Genomic DNA, 14,343 nt, shown 5'->3' with positions numbered 1-14,343 from the left:
TGATGATTCGAGTTGTATTAATTGATGATCATGAAATGGTTCGGGCGGGCGTATCTGCCTTTTTATCGACACAACCGGACATCGAAGTCGTCGGCGAAGCATCGGACGGAGCAACGGGAGCGGAGCTTGCGATTGCGGAGAAGCCAGATGTTGTCCTCATGGACTTGGTGATGGAGCCCGTTGACGGAGTCGAATCGACGAAACGAATTAAAGCAAGTTGGAAAGAAGCGAAAATTTTGGTCGTGACGAGTTTCTTGGATGATGAGAAAGTGTACCCTGTCATCGAAGCCGGTGCGATGAGCTATGTTCTCAAGACGGCAAACGCCAATGAAATTGCAGACGCGATTCGTCAAACCGCTGCCGGTAATCCGGTCATGGCCGCCCAAGTGACAGGAAAGATGCTCGAACGCCTGCGTCATCCGGAAATGACCCTCCATGAGAGTCTTACTGCTCGAGAACGAGAAATTTTGCAACTGATGGCGGAAGGCAAGTCGAATCAAGTGATCGCGGACGAATTGTTCATCTCACTCAAAACAGTGAAGACTCACGTGTCGAACATCTTGACGAAGCTTGACGTCTATGACCGGACCCAGGCAGTCGTCTATGCGTTCCAACATAACTTGGTCAGTAAAGGATGAACCGTCTCCCCGTGATTGAGACAGAGCGCCTCCGACTGCGTCCTCTCCAAATGGAGGACGGTCCGCACGTATTCGCCATCTTTTCAGATGAACACGTGCTACGCCACTACGGAATGGAGCCACATCGGACGTTAGAAGAAACGGAACAGATGCTCACCCATATGCTCGCCCAAATCGAAACTGGAGCGGTCATCCGTTTTGCAATCGAGCATCGCGAATCAAAAGCGTTAATCGGGACAATCGGTTTTCACAATCGAGCTCCTTCGCACCGTCGTGCCGAGATCGGTTATGAACTTAGACCGGAATATTGGCGTGCAGGCTATGCGACGGAAGCACTTCACGCGGCACTTCAGTTTGCTGTGACGTGTGAAATTGAACGGGTCGGTGCCATTGTCTATGTCGAGAATCTCGCATCGCAACGCATGTTAGAGAAGAATGGATTCATTCAGGAAGGTCGACTACATAACTATATGTGTCAGCGGGGACAATCTCATGACGTGTATGTCTATAGCTATATGACCCATCAGTCAGTCTGAGCACACCGACCACAAGCGGTGTGCTTTTTCGTTTGTGATACAACTAAAATGGGAACCAACTAGAAGTGAGTCAATCAAAGGAGGATGATGAGATGAAAGCAGCATATATCGAACAATATGGCGGATCAGACGAATTCAAAGTAGGGGAACTTGAACAACCGACGATCGGTGCAGATGACGTATTGATTGAGGTTCATGCCGCAAGTGTCAACCCGGTGGATTGGAAGCTCCGTGAAGGATACTTGAAAGAAATGCTTCATTTCGAAATGCCACTCGTCATCGGGTGGGATGTATCGGGTGTCATCAAAGAAATTGGGGCGAATGTGACCGAGCTCGAGGTGGGGGATGAAGTATTCAGTCGTCCCGATATTGCACGACAAGGCACATATGCCGAATACGTCGCGGTCGATGCGCATCTCGTCGTCAAAAAACCAACTTCACTGAGTTTTGAGGAGGCCGCATCACTTCCGCTCGTCGCCCATACGGCATGGCAAGTCATGTTCGAAGTGATGGATGCCCAACCGGGTGATCGCATCTTCATCGGAGCTGGATCAGGTGGTGTCGGAACAGTAGCCATCCAACTTGCGAAAGCACACGGATTGTATGTCGTCACGTCGACGAGTACGCCGAACGTGGACTGGGTCAAAAACCTGGGAGCGGACGAGGTCATCGACTATAAACAACAAGACCCGGCAGAGGTCGTCCGCGATTTGGACTTTGTATTTGATACGATGGGGGGCGACGGGCAGGGCAAACTGTATCGAATGCTTAAAGAGAATGGGATGCTCGTCTCCATCTCCACACCACCGAATGAAGAGGAAGCCAAACAGGCGAAGGCCCGTGCCGAGTACGTCTTCATGCAACCGACAGGGGAGCGTTTGAAAAAAATTGCGGAAGCTGTTGAAAAAGGCGAACTAAAACCTGTGATTGACCGGGTCTTTGATTTAGAAGACACGAAACTTGCTCATGACTATGGAGAAGAAGGGCATGCCAAAGGCAAAATCGTCATTCGAGTGAAATGATAAAAAAGAGGTGGGTTTCCAGAACACGCTCTGGAAATCCACCTCTTTTTATTAAATTTGATAGGCTATCTCAAGTGGAGGTCAGCCTTTTTTCTGTGCTTGTATTTGTTCATCGATTTCGGATAGGTAGGTCCAACGTTCCATCTTCGCATCGAGTGTTTCTTTCAGTTCTGCGATTGTTGCGTACAACTCATTGACTTTACCAAGGTCGCTACCCGCTGATGCAAGTGTCGCTTCCTGCGCTTCAATCTGTTCCTCAAGTGCGGCGATGTCTTCTTCGATCGTGTCCCATTCCTTCTGTTCTTTGAAGGTGAACTTCACGACTTCCGACTTCACGCGTTCCTTTTTCTCTTTAGGTTCTTTCTCTTTCTTCACTTGACGAACCTCTTCTTGTCGCATGGCCAGGTAGTCACTATATTCTGCGTGATACACCTGGATGATCCCATCTTCGAAGGCGATCAACTGTCCCGCGATCCGGTCTAAGAAATACCGGTCGTGACTGACGGCGATGACTGTACCTGGGAAGGATTCCAAATAGTCTTCTAAAACAGACAACGTCTCCGTGTCTAAATCGTTCGTCGGTTCATCGAGGAATAAGACGTTCGGTTCATCCATGAGAATTCGAAGCAGGACGAGACGTCGTTTTTCGCCACCAGATAGCTTCGCAATCGGTTTGTATTGCGCGTCCGGTGAGAAAAGGAAACGTTCAAGCATCTGCCCCGCCGTGATGACCTCGCCGTCCGGCGTATGAATGACTTTGGCGATGCGTTCAATCTCATCAATGACCCGTCGTGACTCGTCTTCAAATTCGACTTGTTGTCCGTAATAGCCTAAATGAACAGTTTCTCCGTGCACAATCGTACCGTTTGTCGGTTCTAGGCGCTTGGCGAGCAAGTTCATGAGTGTTGATTTCCCACTCCCGTTCGGTCCGACGATTCCGTAGCGTTCACGGCGACCGAAAATCCAATTAAACTGCCGAATGAGAAGGGAGTCGTCGTATCCGAAAGACAAATCTTCGACTTCGATGACTTTTTTACCGAGACGTCGTGATCCGACCGAGACGTCGAGCGTCTCGTCTTCCGCTAAGCTCTCTTGGTGCTTCAAGTCTTCGACGCGTTGAATGCGTGCCTTTTGTTTCGTTGTCCGGGCTTTCGCGCCTCGACGTAACCAGGCGAGTTCGCGACGTAAAATATTTTGTCGTTTCTGTTCCATCGATTGTGCCCGCGCTTTGCGCTCGGCACGTTTCTCGAGAAAGAGTTCATAGTTCCCATTATAGAAGTAACTCGTTCCATCCGCAATCTCCAAAATGTGATTCGTGACACGATTCAAGAAATAGCGGTCGTGGGTGATGAGCAGGATGGCTCCTCGGTAATCGGCAAGCATCGTTTCGAGCCATGCGATTGTACCGGCATCCAGTTCGTTCGTCGGCTCATCTAAAAGGAGCAAGTCCGCTTCATCGAGTAACGCTGCGGCGAGCGCGACCCGCTTTTGTTGACCCCCAGACAAGGCGTTCACATCGATTGACACGTCAGGAAGACCGAGCCGGTTCAAAATCGACTTCAGTTTTGCTTCCGTTTCCCAAGCGTCTGCGGCATCGACGGCCTGTTGGGCTTTCATGAAGCGTTCAAGTAACTGCTCACTTGTCGGGTCCGCTTCGAGTGCTTGTCGGGCGCGCTCGAACTGTTTCAACGCTTGAACGGACGGAGTGTCACTCGTGAACAAAGCGTCTAGAATCGTTTGTCCTTCGTTAAATTGAACCGTTTGAGTCAAGTAGCGAATCCGATAATCGTTCGGATGTTGCATCGTGCCTCGATCTGCTGTCTCGGTACCGGCGATGATTTTCATGAACGTTGATTTCCCCGAACCGTTCACGCCGATAATCCCGATACGGTCTCCGGGATGGATCGTCATCGTCACATCATCAAATAAGACTTTGTCGGCAAACTCTTTATGAATGCCTTCAATCATTAATAAACTCATGCGTTCTCTCCTTCAAGCTGTTGACGAATGGCCGCCTCGACCGTCGCTGCGATTTCCTTGTTCGGCAAATCGGCCGGATCAATCGCAGACAAGAATGTGACATCGACCGTTGCCGGGGTGATTCGATTTTTGGCTTCTAACAATTTATAACTGCCTTGAATCGCGACTGGAACAATCTTCGCACCACTTGATGTGGCGAGCGTCAAACTTCCAGCTTTAAACTCCTTCATCGGTCCACCTTTTGAGCGTGTGCCTTCTGGGAAGACAATCATCGATTGGCCGGATTGAATCGTTTCGACTCCGGAACGAATGGCTTGAATCGATTGACGACGGTCACTCCGGTCGATGAAGATACATCCCATCAATTCCATCCAACGTGGGATAATCGGGAATTTTTGAACCTCGATTTTTGAGATAAACGCTTTCGGTCGTTTCGTGGCGGTCAACATAATCGGGACATCGAAGTTTCCTTGGTGGTTCGACACGTAGACGACGGGTTCATCCGGAATCTGGTCTTGGCCATGGACACGGATGTCTGCACCCGCAATCTTCAGTAGAAACTGTGCCCATTTATAAGCGATATCTTGTACGTAACGGTAACGTTTCGGTGTTTCGATTTTTTTCGCTTTCTGTAAAAACGGGACGGTGATCGGTAATACGGCAAAAAATGAGAAAAACCATACAGCTGTTCGAATCATTCTATTCTCTCCTCTCATGATGACAACAAGAAAGAGTCTTCTTCTCTTGACGAGAATCCGACCCTTCGGCATGAATCCTTATTCCCAAAAGCGAGAATCGCTCTCTTCTTCCTCTTCTTCGAGCTCGAACGTAATGCGTTTATTCACAGGATCGACGACGAAATAGGCGCCGTCTTGCTCGATACTTTTGATTTGCATGGCCTGGTCACTTCCGATTTCGAGAGTGAGACGGATTCGGTTGTCATCATCGACAAGCAAAATGCCGTCCTCTTTTAACCAGAGCTCCATGACAGGTGAATAACGAAGTAGCCATTCATTCGATAACGGGATTTCATTCATACGGTTGTGTGCCTCCTGCGATTATAAATCCATTGTACGATGTCTGTTCCTACATAGGATACCAAATGTGGCGAGGGAAGACGAGCGTTATGTAGAGCGTTTTCGAGTCGTAGAGTGCATTCTGTCCACGACGCGTTTGATTCGTTTCTGGTTCCGTCTTTCTACAAAATACTCGTTTGCCTGCATGAAGAGTTGTTTGAAGGAAGAGAGTCCCATGGCAATCAAGACGGCGAATAGAAATGTCCCGATTGGATCTTTGTACAATTCAGTCTGGAACAAGAAAGCAAGTCCTACGATGGATAAAATGGTCGTGAGAAAATAAAAAATCATAGCGGAGTCTCCTTTTCTTAAGGGTATGAAAGAAAAAGGCATGGTCTTTTAATCGTATTCGACTTTTTGAAGGGAAATCCTGTTATGTATTCCAAAGAAAAAACGCCTTCAGTGGGCTGAATGGCGTTTACTCTTGGGTCATGTAAGTCGAAGATGACGAAACGTTCGTATCGACACCGTTTGAGAAAATAAAACTGAGTGATGCGAGCAATGCGAAAAAGGCGACAAGTAATCCTTTTGTAAAACGTTTTGCAAAAGAACGAGACTGTATATCAAACATTTATTATCCCCCGATCAATCCTAAGTGAAACCTTATCTATACTGGACACTTCCTATATAATAACGTTTTCAAAAAAAGGATACTAGCAGAAAAAAAGGCGTTCACAAAATTGTCACAAAATTTTAATAAATCATGTAAGTTCTTTAAACAATCGCCATTTCAACTGTCTCAAAACACGTTCACATTTTCGACACATTTATTCAAAATGTTGAAAGAGAACATGATATGATTAGGAACGTGTGTAGATAGGTATACTGACAGTAATAGCTTAGAAAAGGATGTGGGTGTAATGGCATTGCGCGCAGGAGAAGTAGTGGATTTAGTCGCGGAACGTTCTGCTGATTTTGGAGTATTCATTAGTAACGGCCGCGAAGAGGTGCTCCTTCACCGTAAAGAACAGACAGAAGAAGTGACGATCGGTCAAACGGTTCGCGTCTTCTTATATCATGATTCAGAAGGACGTCTCGCATCAACGATGACGATTCCGACCGTTTCATTTGATGAGTATGAATGGTTTGAGGTAACGGGCGTCCGGTACAACACAGGGGTCTTCGTAAATATCGGAATTCAAAAGGACGTTCTCGTTTCAATGGATGACTTACCGGAGAACCGGTCGTATTGGCCGCAGACAGGCGATCAATTGTGCATTCGCTTGAAGTATGACCAAAAAGGACGTTTGCTTGGGGACCCTGCACCATATGCGTTCTTGAACTTGTTGGCACGACCGTCGAAAGAAGAATGGAACAACCAGGACGTGCAGGCCATCGTCGTCAATAAACGTGAAGTGGGCGTCAACGTATGGGTCGAAGGCGAATCACTCGGTTTCTTGCATGAGGCAGAGATGACGCGTTGGCCCCGTCTCGGAGAACAGTTGACCGTTCGTGTGACACAAGTCAAACAAGATGGTACGGTCCTCGTTTCGATGAAGCCACGTGCGTACGAGGCGATTGATGGTGATGCGGCGAGCATCCTCTCGTATATTGAAGAACGTGGAGGACAAATGCCTTATGGTGATAAGACATCACCTGACATCATCGACCGTGAATTCGGGATGAGTAAAGCGGCATTTAAACGAGCACTTGGAAAACTGTTGAAAGAGAAGCAAGTTGAAAAGCTCGACAACGGCTACAAATTGAAATAAGATAACTCATGTTCGGGTGACATGAAAAAGTTTGAAAATGTATTTCTTTCATTTTAGGAATAAATACGTTATAGTTAATAAAGTTGACTATGAGGAAACATTGAGAAAACGTCTGTAGATCTGTCAAACTGAACTCAGACGTTTTTTGTATGAACAAAGGAGAATATAATTTGACAAAATTTCAAGACTTACAATTAAGTGAAGCATTAGTAAAAGGTGTACACAAAATGGGCTTCGAGGAAGCTACACCGATCCAAGCTGAGACAATTCCTGTCGCACTCACGGGAGTGGACGTATTAGGACAAGCACAAACAGGTACAGGGAAAACAGCAGCTTTCGGTATTCCGACAATTGAGCGAATCGATTCAAAGGCGCGTCAAGTCCAAGCACTCGTTCTTGCACCGACACGTGAACTTGCGATTCAAGTTGCAGAAGAATTAAACAAAATCGGAGAAGCGAAGCGCGTTTACGCACTTCCTGTATACGGTGGTCAACAAATCGACCGTCAGATCCGTGGTTTGAAAAAGAACCCGCAAATCGTCGTAGCGACACCAGGACGTCTCATGGACCACATGAAGCGTAAGACAATCAAACTCGATGACATTCAAACAGTCATCTTGGATGAAGCAGACGAAATGCTTAACATGGGCTTCGTTGAAGATATCGAAACGATTTTGGCTGGTCTTCCTGAAGAGCGCCAAACGCTTCTCTTCTCAGCGACAATGCCACCACAAATCAAAAAGATTGCTGAGCGTTTCATGAAATCGCCGACAATCATCAAAGTCAAAGCGAAAGAAATGACAGTTGAGAACATCAACCAACAGTTCATCGAATTGCGTGAAGGTCAAAAATTCGATACGCTTTGCCGTTTGATCGACATCGACTCACCAGAACTCAGCATCATCTTCGCTCGTACGAAGAAACGTGTAGATGAAGTGACAGAAGCACTCATCAAACGCGGATACACTGCAGACGGTCTTCACGGAGACTTGACGCAATCAAAACGTGACCAAGTTATTCGTCGTTTCAAAAACGGAACAATCGATATCTTGGTAGCGACTGACGTTGCGGCACGTGGACTTGATATTTCAGGTGTCACACACGTTTACAACTTCGATGTACCACAAGACCCAGAAAGCTACGTACACCGCATCGGTCGTACAGGTCGTGCTGGTAAAACTGGTACAGCCCTCACGTTCATCACGCCACGTGAATTTGGACAAGTGAAGGCAATTGAACGTGTAACGAACAAACGCATGAACCGTCGTCACGTACCGACAATCGCGGAAGTACTTGAAGGAAACCAAAAGCAAGCAGCTGAAGAGTTGATCGAACGCGTTCAAGCGGGCGACTTCAAAGCTTACACGCAACTTGCGACAGAACTTCTTGAAGAGTACGAGGCAGTCGAAATTCTCGCTGCTGCCCTTCGTGGATTGACGAAAGAGCCAGATTCAACTCCTGTTGAAATCTCGTACGCTGAACCAGTTCGTGTGAAACGCCAAGGTGGCCGTGGTGGCGATCGCGGTGGATACCGTGGTCGTAACGACCGTCGTGGCGGTGGCGGTGGCCGTGGTGGCGATCGTCGTGGTGGACGCGGTGGCGAACGTCGTGATGGACGTAGCGGAGACCGTAAAGGATCATTCCGTGGTGACGATCGTCGTCGCTCGGATGACCGTGGTCCACGCCGTCCGCGTGACTAATCATCGTGAAATGCCGCATTTCCTTAAGTGGATTTGCGGCATTTTTTATTGTGTCGTGCTACACTAGTTGAGTAGAGATAGAAGGATGAGGTGTCAACGGATGGTGGAATTAAGTTTCGGTCTCCTTGTGCTGCTTGGTTGTGTAATCGCACTCAAACCAATCGTGTCAAAGACAGACCGTCCTAATTTTCGTTATATCCCCGTGGCGACATTGTTATTTGGAGCGATGATTTTTTTAGTGTTAGCCATTGGAGTAGGCGGAAAGATGGGCATTGCATATGGCGTGGTGAGTATCGCCTATTTTATTGCTTGTTTCGGTGCCTATATGTATGTACACACGCGAACGAGCTGATTGTAGCTCGTTTTCGCATTTAACGAAGAGGTGATGAATTGTGGATGCGGTAGAAGTGATGGTCCATCCTGAAGAAGTGATGGTGACGTATGAACCAATCCTTGGGGCGGCGACGTTTCAAGTGGAAGGATATATGGTACATGGACGATTCCGAGGCGAATCGTTGACACCGTTTTTTTATGATGATGACGTTCCCCTCGAGTATCAATTAGACATCGCCCAACGAATGGAGCAACTTGCGGCAGCACAACTTCGTGACGCCAAACCATTCGTCACGTTCAGGTGCCGGTCGGAATGGATTCTCGAAGAAGGGGGAGAGGCCTTTTTAGCCCCACTACGTGAACTCAATTTTCCGTTACACCGTATTTATGTGACCTTACAAGGGACAGACTTGGTCGACGTCCCGCGACTGTCACGCGTCATTCAATACTATCGGTCCTATGGATTGAAAATTGCATTAGACTTTGCCGAATCCACGAGTATCGAAGACATCATGACGCTTGCGCCAGAATTATTGCTCGTCGACCTTGGCACCATGATTGAGAAAAAGACGTTGTCGGTCACCTATCCGAACATGCTTCAGACGATGGAGTACATCGCTTCGAAGCTCGGTGCCCCGCTTCTTTACAAATCCATCGACCACATCGGACAGCTTCGTTACGCGTGGCAGCACGGTGGTCGCTATTACATGGGTGGTCTACTTGGGTCGGAAGATGAGATCCCTCAACGAGAAATCAAAGGAATGGGTGTGTTGGCACAAGAAGTGCCTTCCTTCTTTTTACATGACCAGAAACGATTGAATCGCTTGTACGAGCTTGAATTTGAATTACATCGCCGGATCGGAGAACTCGTTCAATCTGGAAAGTGGTCGAGAGACAAGAAAGACGAGTGGATTCAATTCATCGCCCCAAAACTCGAAGAGGTGTTTGTTCGTTATTATATAACGGATAAGACAGGTTTCCAGACGAGTGCGAACGTCTACTGCGTGAATGGAGAATGGCGTGTCGATAATACGTATCGGGGCTATAACTGGAGTTTCCGACCGTATTTCATTCAGACGATGGCGGCTATGGATGTTCGAGGGCGAGGCTATTTATCGGGAGACTATCGTGATTTCAGTTCGAATGAAGTGACGCGAACGTTCAGCTATCCGTTACCAGACGGCATGTTCTTATTTGCCGACATATCTGAAGAATATTTATATCAAAATCGATTATTGGATTGAAAGGAAGATGGACGATGCTAGATTATGATTACGATGCATTGCGCGAAATCGGGCGAATCGTCGCACTTGCGCGAGATGAGATGGCGAAAGCCGTCAAGCCCGGTATGACGACAAAAGAATTAGATGCGATCGGGCAACGTATTTTAGAAGAAGAAGGTGCAGCTTCTGCACCGATTACGATGTACGAATTTCCAGGTTACACATGTATCTCGCTCAATGACGTTGCTGCCCATGGTATTCCGGGAGATGAAGTCATTCAAGAAGGCGATATCGTCAATGTCGACGTCTCCGCTGTGAAGGATGGGTATTATGCCGATACGGGACGCACTGTGATTGCGGGAGCGGCGAAGTCACCTCAGCACGAACGTTTGGTCGAAGTATCCTTGACTTCATTAGAAGCTGGTCTCAGCAAAGTTAAAGCGGGCGTGAAAGTCAATCAGATTGGGAAAGCGATTTACGCTGACGCGAGAAAGAATGGATTCACAGTCATCCGGAACTTGGCCGGACACGGTCTCGGTCGGACATTGCACGGGGAGCCGGAAACGATCTCGAACTATTATAGTCGCGAAGAAAATCAACTCTTGAAAGCCGGGCAAGTGATTGCTGTTGAGACGTTCATCTCGACAAAGGATGAAATCGTCTATCAATCGGAAGAGGACGGATGGACACTCTTCACTCCGAACAAGAGTCTTGTTTCGCAGTTCGAGCATACAGTTGTTGTCACAGAAGATGGATATGAAGTGTTAACGGGATCGTTCCGTTAACGTAAAAAGGTGTGGTTCTCGTGAACCGCACCTTTTTTCATGTTTGCAATGTAATCACTTCTTCGCGTAACCGTTCAATCACATTCCAATCTGGTTGTACGGAATCCGGAAGCGTCAACTTCCCATTCTCCACTTCAAGCGGGATATCGAGTAAATCTTGCTCGAAATAAGCGCTCGTACCCGACATGTCCGCAGGGAAGCTCGCGCCACTTAACGAAGCAAACAAGAGCGTATGATATCTTCCGATACCGGATTCATACATGCCACCGACCCAGTATGGCGTTCCGTGTTTTCGAATGTGGAACGCCTCGCTAAGCCCACCGACACGTGCGGGTTTAATGTTGACAATCTTCCCCGCGCCGAGCTGTGCCATCGTTTCCACGTCGTCATAAGACGTGATCGATTCGTCGAGACAAATGGGGGTCGTGAGTTTTGCTTGGAGAGCCCCTGATTTTGTGAATTGTCGGCTCGGGTACGGTTGTTCGATCATCAATAACCGATAGGTGTCGAGTTGTTCGAACCATTCCATCGGTTGATCGGACGCGCTTCCGTTTAAATCAATCATGAGGGGCGCATCAGGGAAGACCGCGCGAATCTCACGTAGGGCAGGAAGCAGTTCATTAGGTGATGCCTTTAATTTGATGCGTTCGAATCCGTCAGCTAATGCCGTCTCAATGGATTTCATCGTTTGATTCAGTAACCCGATCCCGATTGTTCGCCCGCAGGAAACGGAATCTCCGGCGTTCATGAATGACTTGAGTGATTTGTTCGCACGCGTCGCTTCAATCTCCCAAAGCGCACTTTCCCACATCGCCTTTGCCATGCGCTGACCGATGATAGATGAGACCAAGTTCGGAAACACGTCCGTCGTGACCGTCATCCCTTTCAGTAAATTGAGAATCAATTTGGACGTATCAATCATCGATTGGGTCGTTTCTTCCGTGTACCAAGGGGTCTCAAAAGCAGCACCTTCTCCGTATCCGACGACACCGTCTACGGTCTCTAGACGAAGGATGAGCGTTCTTCGGACAGATAAGACGGCGTGTGCCGTCACGATCGGGTGTTTAAACGTCAAAGGGACGATGGAAAGGTCAGCACGTTTGATCATGGCAGTAGCTCCTTTAAGCGATGGCGCATTAATTTTCCGTTCGCGTTTCGTGGTAAATTCGGTGCGTGGTGGATGGCGATCGGGTGCTTATATTTAGCCAACTGTGAATCGAGAACTTCCTGCATCTCGGCTGGGTCATAGGAGCCGACGACGAAGGCGATTGGGACTTCTCCCCAAGTCGGATGTGATTGTTTCGTGACGCCGACGTCTTGGACGCCGGTACAGCGTAACATGGCAGCTTCGATTTCAGCCGGATAAACATTTTCACCACCAGACAGAATAAGGTCGGTTCGGCGATCGTGTACATATAAATAGCCATCCCTCATCGTGCCGAGGTCACCCGTTCGCCAATAACCATCGGGTGTCCAAGCATCTGATTCAGGTTGTTCGAAGTATCCTTTCGTCACAGTTGGTCCCTTTACTTCAATCTCTCCGTCTGAATTAATTCGAATTCTTGTTGGGGCGATTGCCTGCCCACTCGAACCGATATGTGAGAGCGCTTCGCTCGGAAGTAACGTCGCGACCTGAGAGCATGTCTCGGTCATCCCGTATGTCTGAGCAATGGGTAACTGCCGTCGTTCTGCTTCTTCTAGTAATGAGCGTGGGACGGGTCCACCTCCGACGAGTAACGTGCGAAGATGATGTTTCTTCAGGCCGGCATCGAGCAATCGTTGCAGCATAATTGAGACGAGTGACAGTTGGGTGATGCCTTCTGTTTCGATGACGTGAAGGGTTCGATCGACATCAAATCGCGGCTCGACATAGAGCGTCGAACCGATGATGGCACTCCGATACACTTGGGAGAGTCCGCTCATATGAAAGAGCGGGGTCACAGCGAGCATCCGGTCTGATGGACGATAGTCTAAATGCGCTTCAGCGGCACGGACGCTAGCGAGGTGATTCCCGTACGTCTGTTGCACCGCTTTGGCTCGACCGGTCGTACCGGACGTGAACATGAGCGACATGGTTTCATCTTCTTTCCACTCATGGGGCGCGTTGAAACATGAAGTGGCCCGATCTGTGATCAGAAGTTGGGTGACGGACAAATCGATTTCTGCGTCGACGAGGAGGAGGTCCACTTTTGCTGTTTGTAACTGAGTGCGCACTTCTTCTTCGGTCAGCCGTGTGTTCAACGGCACAAGCACTTTTCCGAGCAGATGCACCGCATGGACGGCGATGACATAGTCTTTGCTGTTTTTAGCGAATATGCCAATCCGTTCGGCAGTTGGCGTCTGTTCATGGATGAACTGGGCGAGTTGAAGGCTTTCCGTGCGTAGCATTGCCCATGTCAATCGATCGTCAGCTGTCACAAGGGCGATATGTGACGCTTGCTGTTTCTGAATCCATTCATACATAGCGGTCACCTCCAAAAAAAGAGTAGCGAAATCGCTACTCTCTCAACAATTAAGGGAAACGTGGGAATTGACCGAAGTCAGGGTCACGTTTTTCTTTGAACGCATCGCGTCCTTCTTTTGCTTCATCTGTCGTGTAGTAGAGAAGCGTTGCGTCTCCAGCGAGTTGCTGAAGTCCGGCAAGACCATCTGTATCTGCGTTCATTGCTGCTTTCAAGAAGCGAAGCGCTGTAGGTGAGTGTTGTAAGATTTCTTGGCACCACTTGATCGTTTCTGCTTCGAGTTGATCGAGTGGGACGACCGTGTTGACGAGTCCCATGTCGAGTGCTTCTTGTGCATCGTATTGACGGCAAAGGTACCAGATTTCACGAGCTTTCTTATGGCCGATGATGCGTGCCAAGTATCCAGAACCGTATCCTGCATCGAACGAACCGACTTTAGGACCTGTTTGTCCGAAGCGAGCGTTGTCCGCTGCAATCGTCAAGTCACAGACGACGTGAAGGACGTGTCCTCCGCCGATTGCGAAACCTGCGACCATGGCAATGACCGGTTTTGGAATGACGCGAATCAAGCGCTGAAGGTCGAGGACGTTCAAGCGTGGGATTTCATCTTCCCCGACGTAGCCGCCATGTCCGCGAACTTTTTGGTCTCCACCTGAACAAAATGCCTTTTCGCCTTCACCTGTCAAGATGATGACGCCGACTTCTTTATCGTCGCGCGCGCGAGCAAATGCATCAATTAATTCGTTGACCGTCAACGGACGGAATGCATTGCGCACTTCGGGACGGTTGATGGTGATTTTGGCAATCCCGTTCCACGTTTCATATTTAATGTCTTCATACGTCCGGACCGATGTCCAGTTCGCTACTGATTCCATT

Annotated in this window: 16 protein-coding genes; 8 read left to right on the top strand and 8 right to left on the bottom strand. The window is 48.4% G+C overall.

The genetic code is table 11. The features are described from left to right. The first annotated feature begins 2 nt into the window (after positions 1 to 2). From KD909_RS11750 to KD909_RS11740, 3 genes are all read left to right on the top strand, one after another. Positions 3 to 638: a response regulator gene (locus tag KD909_RS11750; RefSeq protein WP_015880838.1), complete on the top strand. Its 636-nt coding sequence runs from the start codon at positions 3 to 5 to the stop codon at positions 636 to 638. Positions 639 to 649: 11 nt separating this feature from the next. Beyond that, positions 650 to 1,174, top strand: a complete 525-nt coding sequence (locus KD909_RS11745) for a GNAT family N-acetyltransferase (RefSeq protein WP_249199030.1) — start codon at positions 650 to 652, stop codon at positions 1,172 to 1,174. Positions 1,175 to 1,266: 92 nt separating this feature from the next. Then, complete coding sequence (locus KD909_RS11740; RefSeq protein ID WP_211781654.1) at positions 1,267 to 2,196, top strand: NADP-dependent oxidoreductase; 930 nt, start codon at positions 1,267 to 1,269, stop codon at positions 2,194 to 2,196. 81 nt (positions 2,197 to 2,277) lie between these two features. On the opposite strand, the gene KD909_RS11735 is transcribed toward KD909_RS11740, so the two are convergent. The 5 genes from KD909_RS11735 to KD909_RS11715 form a co-directional block, all read right to left on the bottom strand. Then, positions 2,278 to 4,176 carry an ABC-F family ATP-binding cassette domain-containing protein gene (locus KD909_RS11735; RefSeq protein ID WP_211781653.1) on the bottom strand — a complete coding sequence of 633 codons (1,899 nt, stop codon included), beginning with the start codon at positions 4,174 to 4,176 and terminating at the stop codon, positions 2,278 to 2,280. Then, a complete protein-coding gene (locus KD909_RS11730; RefSeq protein WP_211781652.1) occupies positions 4,173 to 4,874 on the bottom strand; it encodes a lysophospholipid acyltransferase family protein in 702 nt (233 codons plus the stop codon). The genes KD909_RS11735 and KD909_RS11730 overlap by 4 nt, the downstream gene beginning before the upstream one ends. A 78-nt stretch (positions 4,875 to 4,952) precedes the next feature. Further along, positions 4,953 to 5,213, bottom strand: coding sequence for a hypothetical protein (locus KD909_RS11725; protein WP_015880843.1), 261 nt, complete (start codon positions 5,211 to 5,213; stop codon positions 4,953 to 4,955). 87 nt (positions 5,214 to 5,300) lie between these two features. Further along, positions 5,301 to 5,543 (bottom strand): hypothetical protein, encoded by a 243-nt coding sequence (locus KD909_RS11720; protein ID WP_031421071.1) that lies wholly within the window; start codon positions 5,541 to 5,543, stop codon positions 5,301 to 5,303. A 127-nt stretch (positions 5,544 to 5,670) separates the two neighbouring features. Continuing rightward, complete coding sequence (locus tag KD909_RS11715; protein ID WP_015880844.1) at positions 5,671 to 5,823, bottom strand: hypothetical protein; 153 nt, start codon at positions 5,821 to 5,823, stop codon at positions 5,671 to 5,673. Between the two features lie 289 nt (positions 5,824 to 6,112). Here KD909_RS11715 and KD909_RS11710 point away from each other — a divergent pair, with 289 nt between their 5' ends. The 5 genes from KD909_RS11710 (at position 6,113) to map (ending at position 11,005) form a co-directional block, all read left to right on the top strand. After that, positions 6,113 to 6,964, top strand: a complete 852-nt coding sequence (locus KD909_RS11710) for a CvfB family protein (RefSeq protein ID WP_015880845.1) — start codon at positions 6,113 to 6,115, stop codon at positions 6,962 to 6,964. A gap of 170 nt (positions 6,965 to 7,134) precedes the next feature. Continuing rightward, positions 7,135 to 8,664, top strand: coding sequence for a degradosome RNA helicase CshA (locus KD909_RS11705; RefSeq protein WP_249199029.1), 1,530 nt, complete (start codon positions 7,135 to 7,137; stop codon positions 8,662 to 8,664). Between the two features lie 100 nt (positions 8,665 to 8,764). After that, complete coding sequence (locus KD909_RS11700) at positions 8,765 to 9,016, top strand: hypothetical protein (RefSeq protein ID WP_015880847.1); 252 nt, start codon at positions 8,765 to 8,767, stop codon at positions 9,014 to 9,016. A gap of 40 nt (positions 9,017 to 9,056) precedes the next feature. Further along, on the top strand, positions 9,057 to 10,241 hold the full coding sequence (locus KD909_RS11695; protein ID WP_047795874.1) for an EAL-associated domain-containing protein: 1,185 nt from the start codon (positions 9,057 to 9,059) through the stop codon (positions 10,239 to 10,241). 14 nt (positions 10,242 to 10,255) lie between these two features. Continuing rightward, positions 10,256 to 11,005: a type I methionyl aminopeptidase gene (map, locus tag KD909_RS11690; protein WP_015880849.1), complete on the top strand. Its 750-nt coding sequence runs from the start codon at positions 10,256 to 10,258 to the stop codon at positions 11,003 to 11,005. 37 nt (positions 11,006 to 11,042) lie between these two features. Here the strand turns inward: map and menC are convergent, their stop codons facing one another. Genes menC through menB form a run of 3 tightly spaced genes read right to left on the bottom strand, consistent with a single transcriptional unit; the run spans position 11,043 to position 14,342 of the window. Then, entirely contained in the window at positions 11,043 to 12,113 is a 1,071-nt protein-coding gene (menC, locus tag KD909_RS11685; RefSeq protein ID WP_211781650.1) for an o-succinylbenzoate synthase, read from the bottom strand. Continuing rightward, a complete protein-coding gene (menE, locus tag KD909_RS11680) occupies positions 12,110 to 13,468 on the bottom strand; it encodes an o-succinylbenzoate--CoA ligase (RefSeq protein ID WP_211781649.1) in 1,359 nt (452 codons plus the stop codon). The genes menC and menE overlap by 4 nt, the downstream gene beginning before the upstream one ends. Before the next feature lie 49 nt (positions 13,469 to 13,517). After that, a complete protein-coding gene (menB, locus tag KD909_RS11675; protein WP_015880852.1) occupies positions 13,518 to 14,342 on the bottom strand; it encodes a 1,4-dihydroxy-2-naphthoyl-CoA synthase in 825 nt (274 codons plus the stop codon). Between the last annotated feature and the right edge of the window lies 1 nt (position 14,343).

It is taken from the genome of Exiguobacterium sp. PFWT01, from assembly GCF_018255795.1.
Taxonomy (GTDB): domain Bacteria; phylum Bacillota; class Bacilli; order Exiguobacteriales; family Exiguobacteriaceae; genus Exiguobacterium.
This window is presented reverse-complemented; position numbering and strand designations above follow the sequence as displayed.

Coding starts and splice junctions, on each gene's coding strand:
- KD909_RS11735 (WP_211781653.1), bottom strand. CDS start 4,176: ATGAGTTTATTAATGATTGAAGGCATTCATAAAGAGTTTGCCGACAAA.
- KD909_RS11740 (WP_211781654.1), top strand. CDS start 1,267: ATGAAAGCAGCATATATCGAACAATATGGCGGATCAGACGAATTCAAA.
- KD909_RS11700 (WP_015880847.1), top strand. CDS start 8,765: ATGGTGGAATTAAGTTTCGGTCTCCTTGTGCTGCTTGGTTGTGTAATC.
- KD909_RS11720 (WP_031421071.1), bottom strand. CDS start 5,543: ATGATTTTTTATTTTCTCACGACCATTTTATCCATCGTAGGACTTGCT.
- KD909_RS11730 (WP_211781652.1), bottom strand. CDS start 4,874: ATGATTCGAACAGCTGTATGGTTTTTCTCATTTTTTGCCGTATTACCG.
- map (WP_015880849.1), top strand. CDS start 10,256: ATGCTAGATTATGATTACGATGCATTGCGCGAAATCGGGCGAATCGTC.
- KD909_RS11750 (WP_015880838.1), top strand. CDS start 3: ATGATTCGAGTTGTATTAATTGATGATCATGAAATGGTTCGGGCGGGC.
- menB (WP_015880852.1), bottom strand. CDS start 14,342: ATGGAATCAGTAGCGAACTGGACATCGGTCCGGACGTATGAAGACATT.
- menC (WP_211781650.1), bottom strand. CDS start 12,113: ATGATCAAACGTGCTGACCTTTCCATCGTCCCTTTGACGTTTAAACAC.
- menE (WP_211781649.1), bottom strand. CDS start 13,468: ATGTATGAATGGATTCAGAAACAGCAAGCGTCACATATCGCCCTTGTG.
- KD909_RS11710 (WP_015880845.1), top strand. CDS start 6,113: ATGGCATTGCGCGCAGGAGAAGTAGTGGATTTAGTCGCGGAACGTTCT.
- KD909_RS11715 (WP_015880844.1), bottom strand. CDS start 5,823: ATGTTTGATATACAGTCTCGTTCTTTTGCAAAACGTTTTACAAAAGGA.
- KD909_RS11725 (WP_015880843.1), bottom strand. CDS start 5,213: ATGAATGAAATCCCGTTATCGAATGAATGGCTACTTCGTTATTCACCT.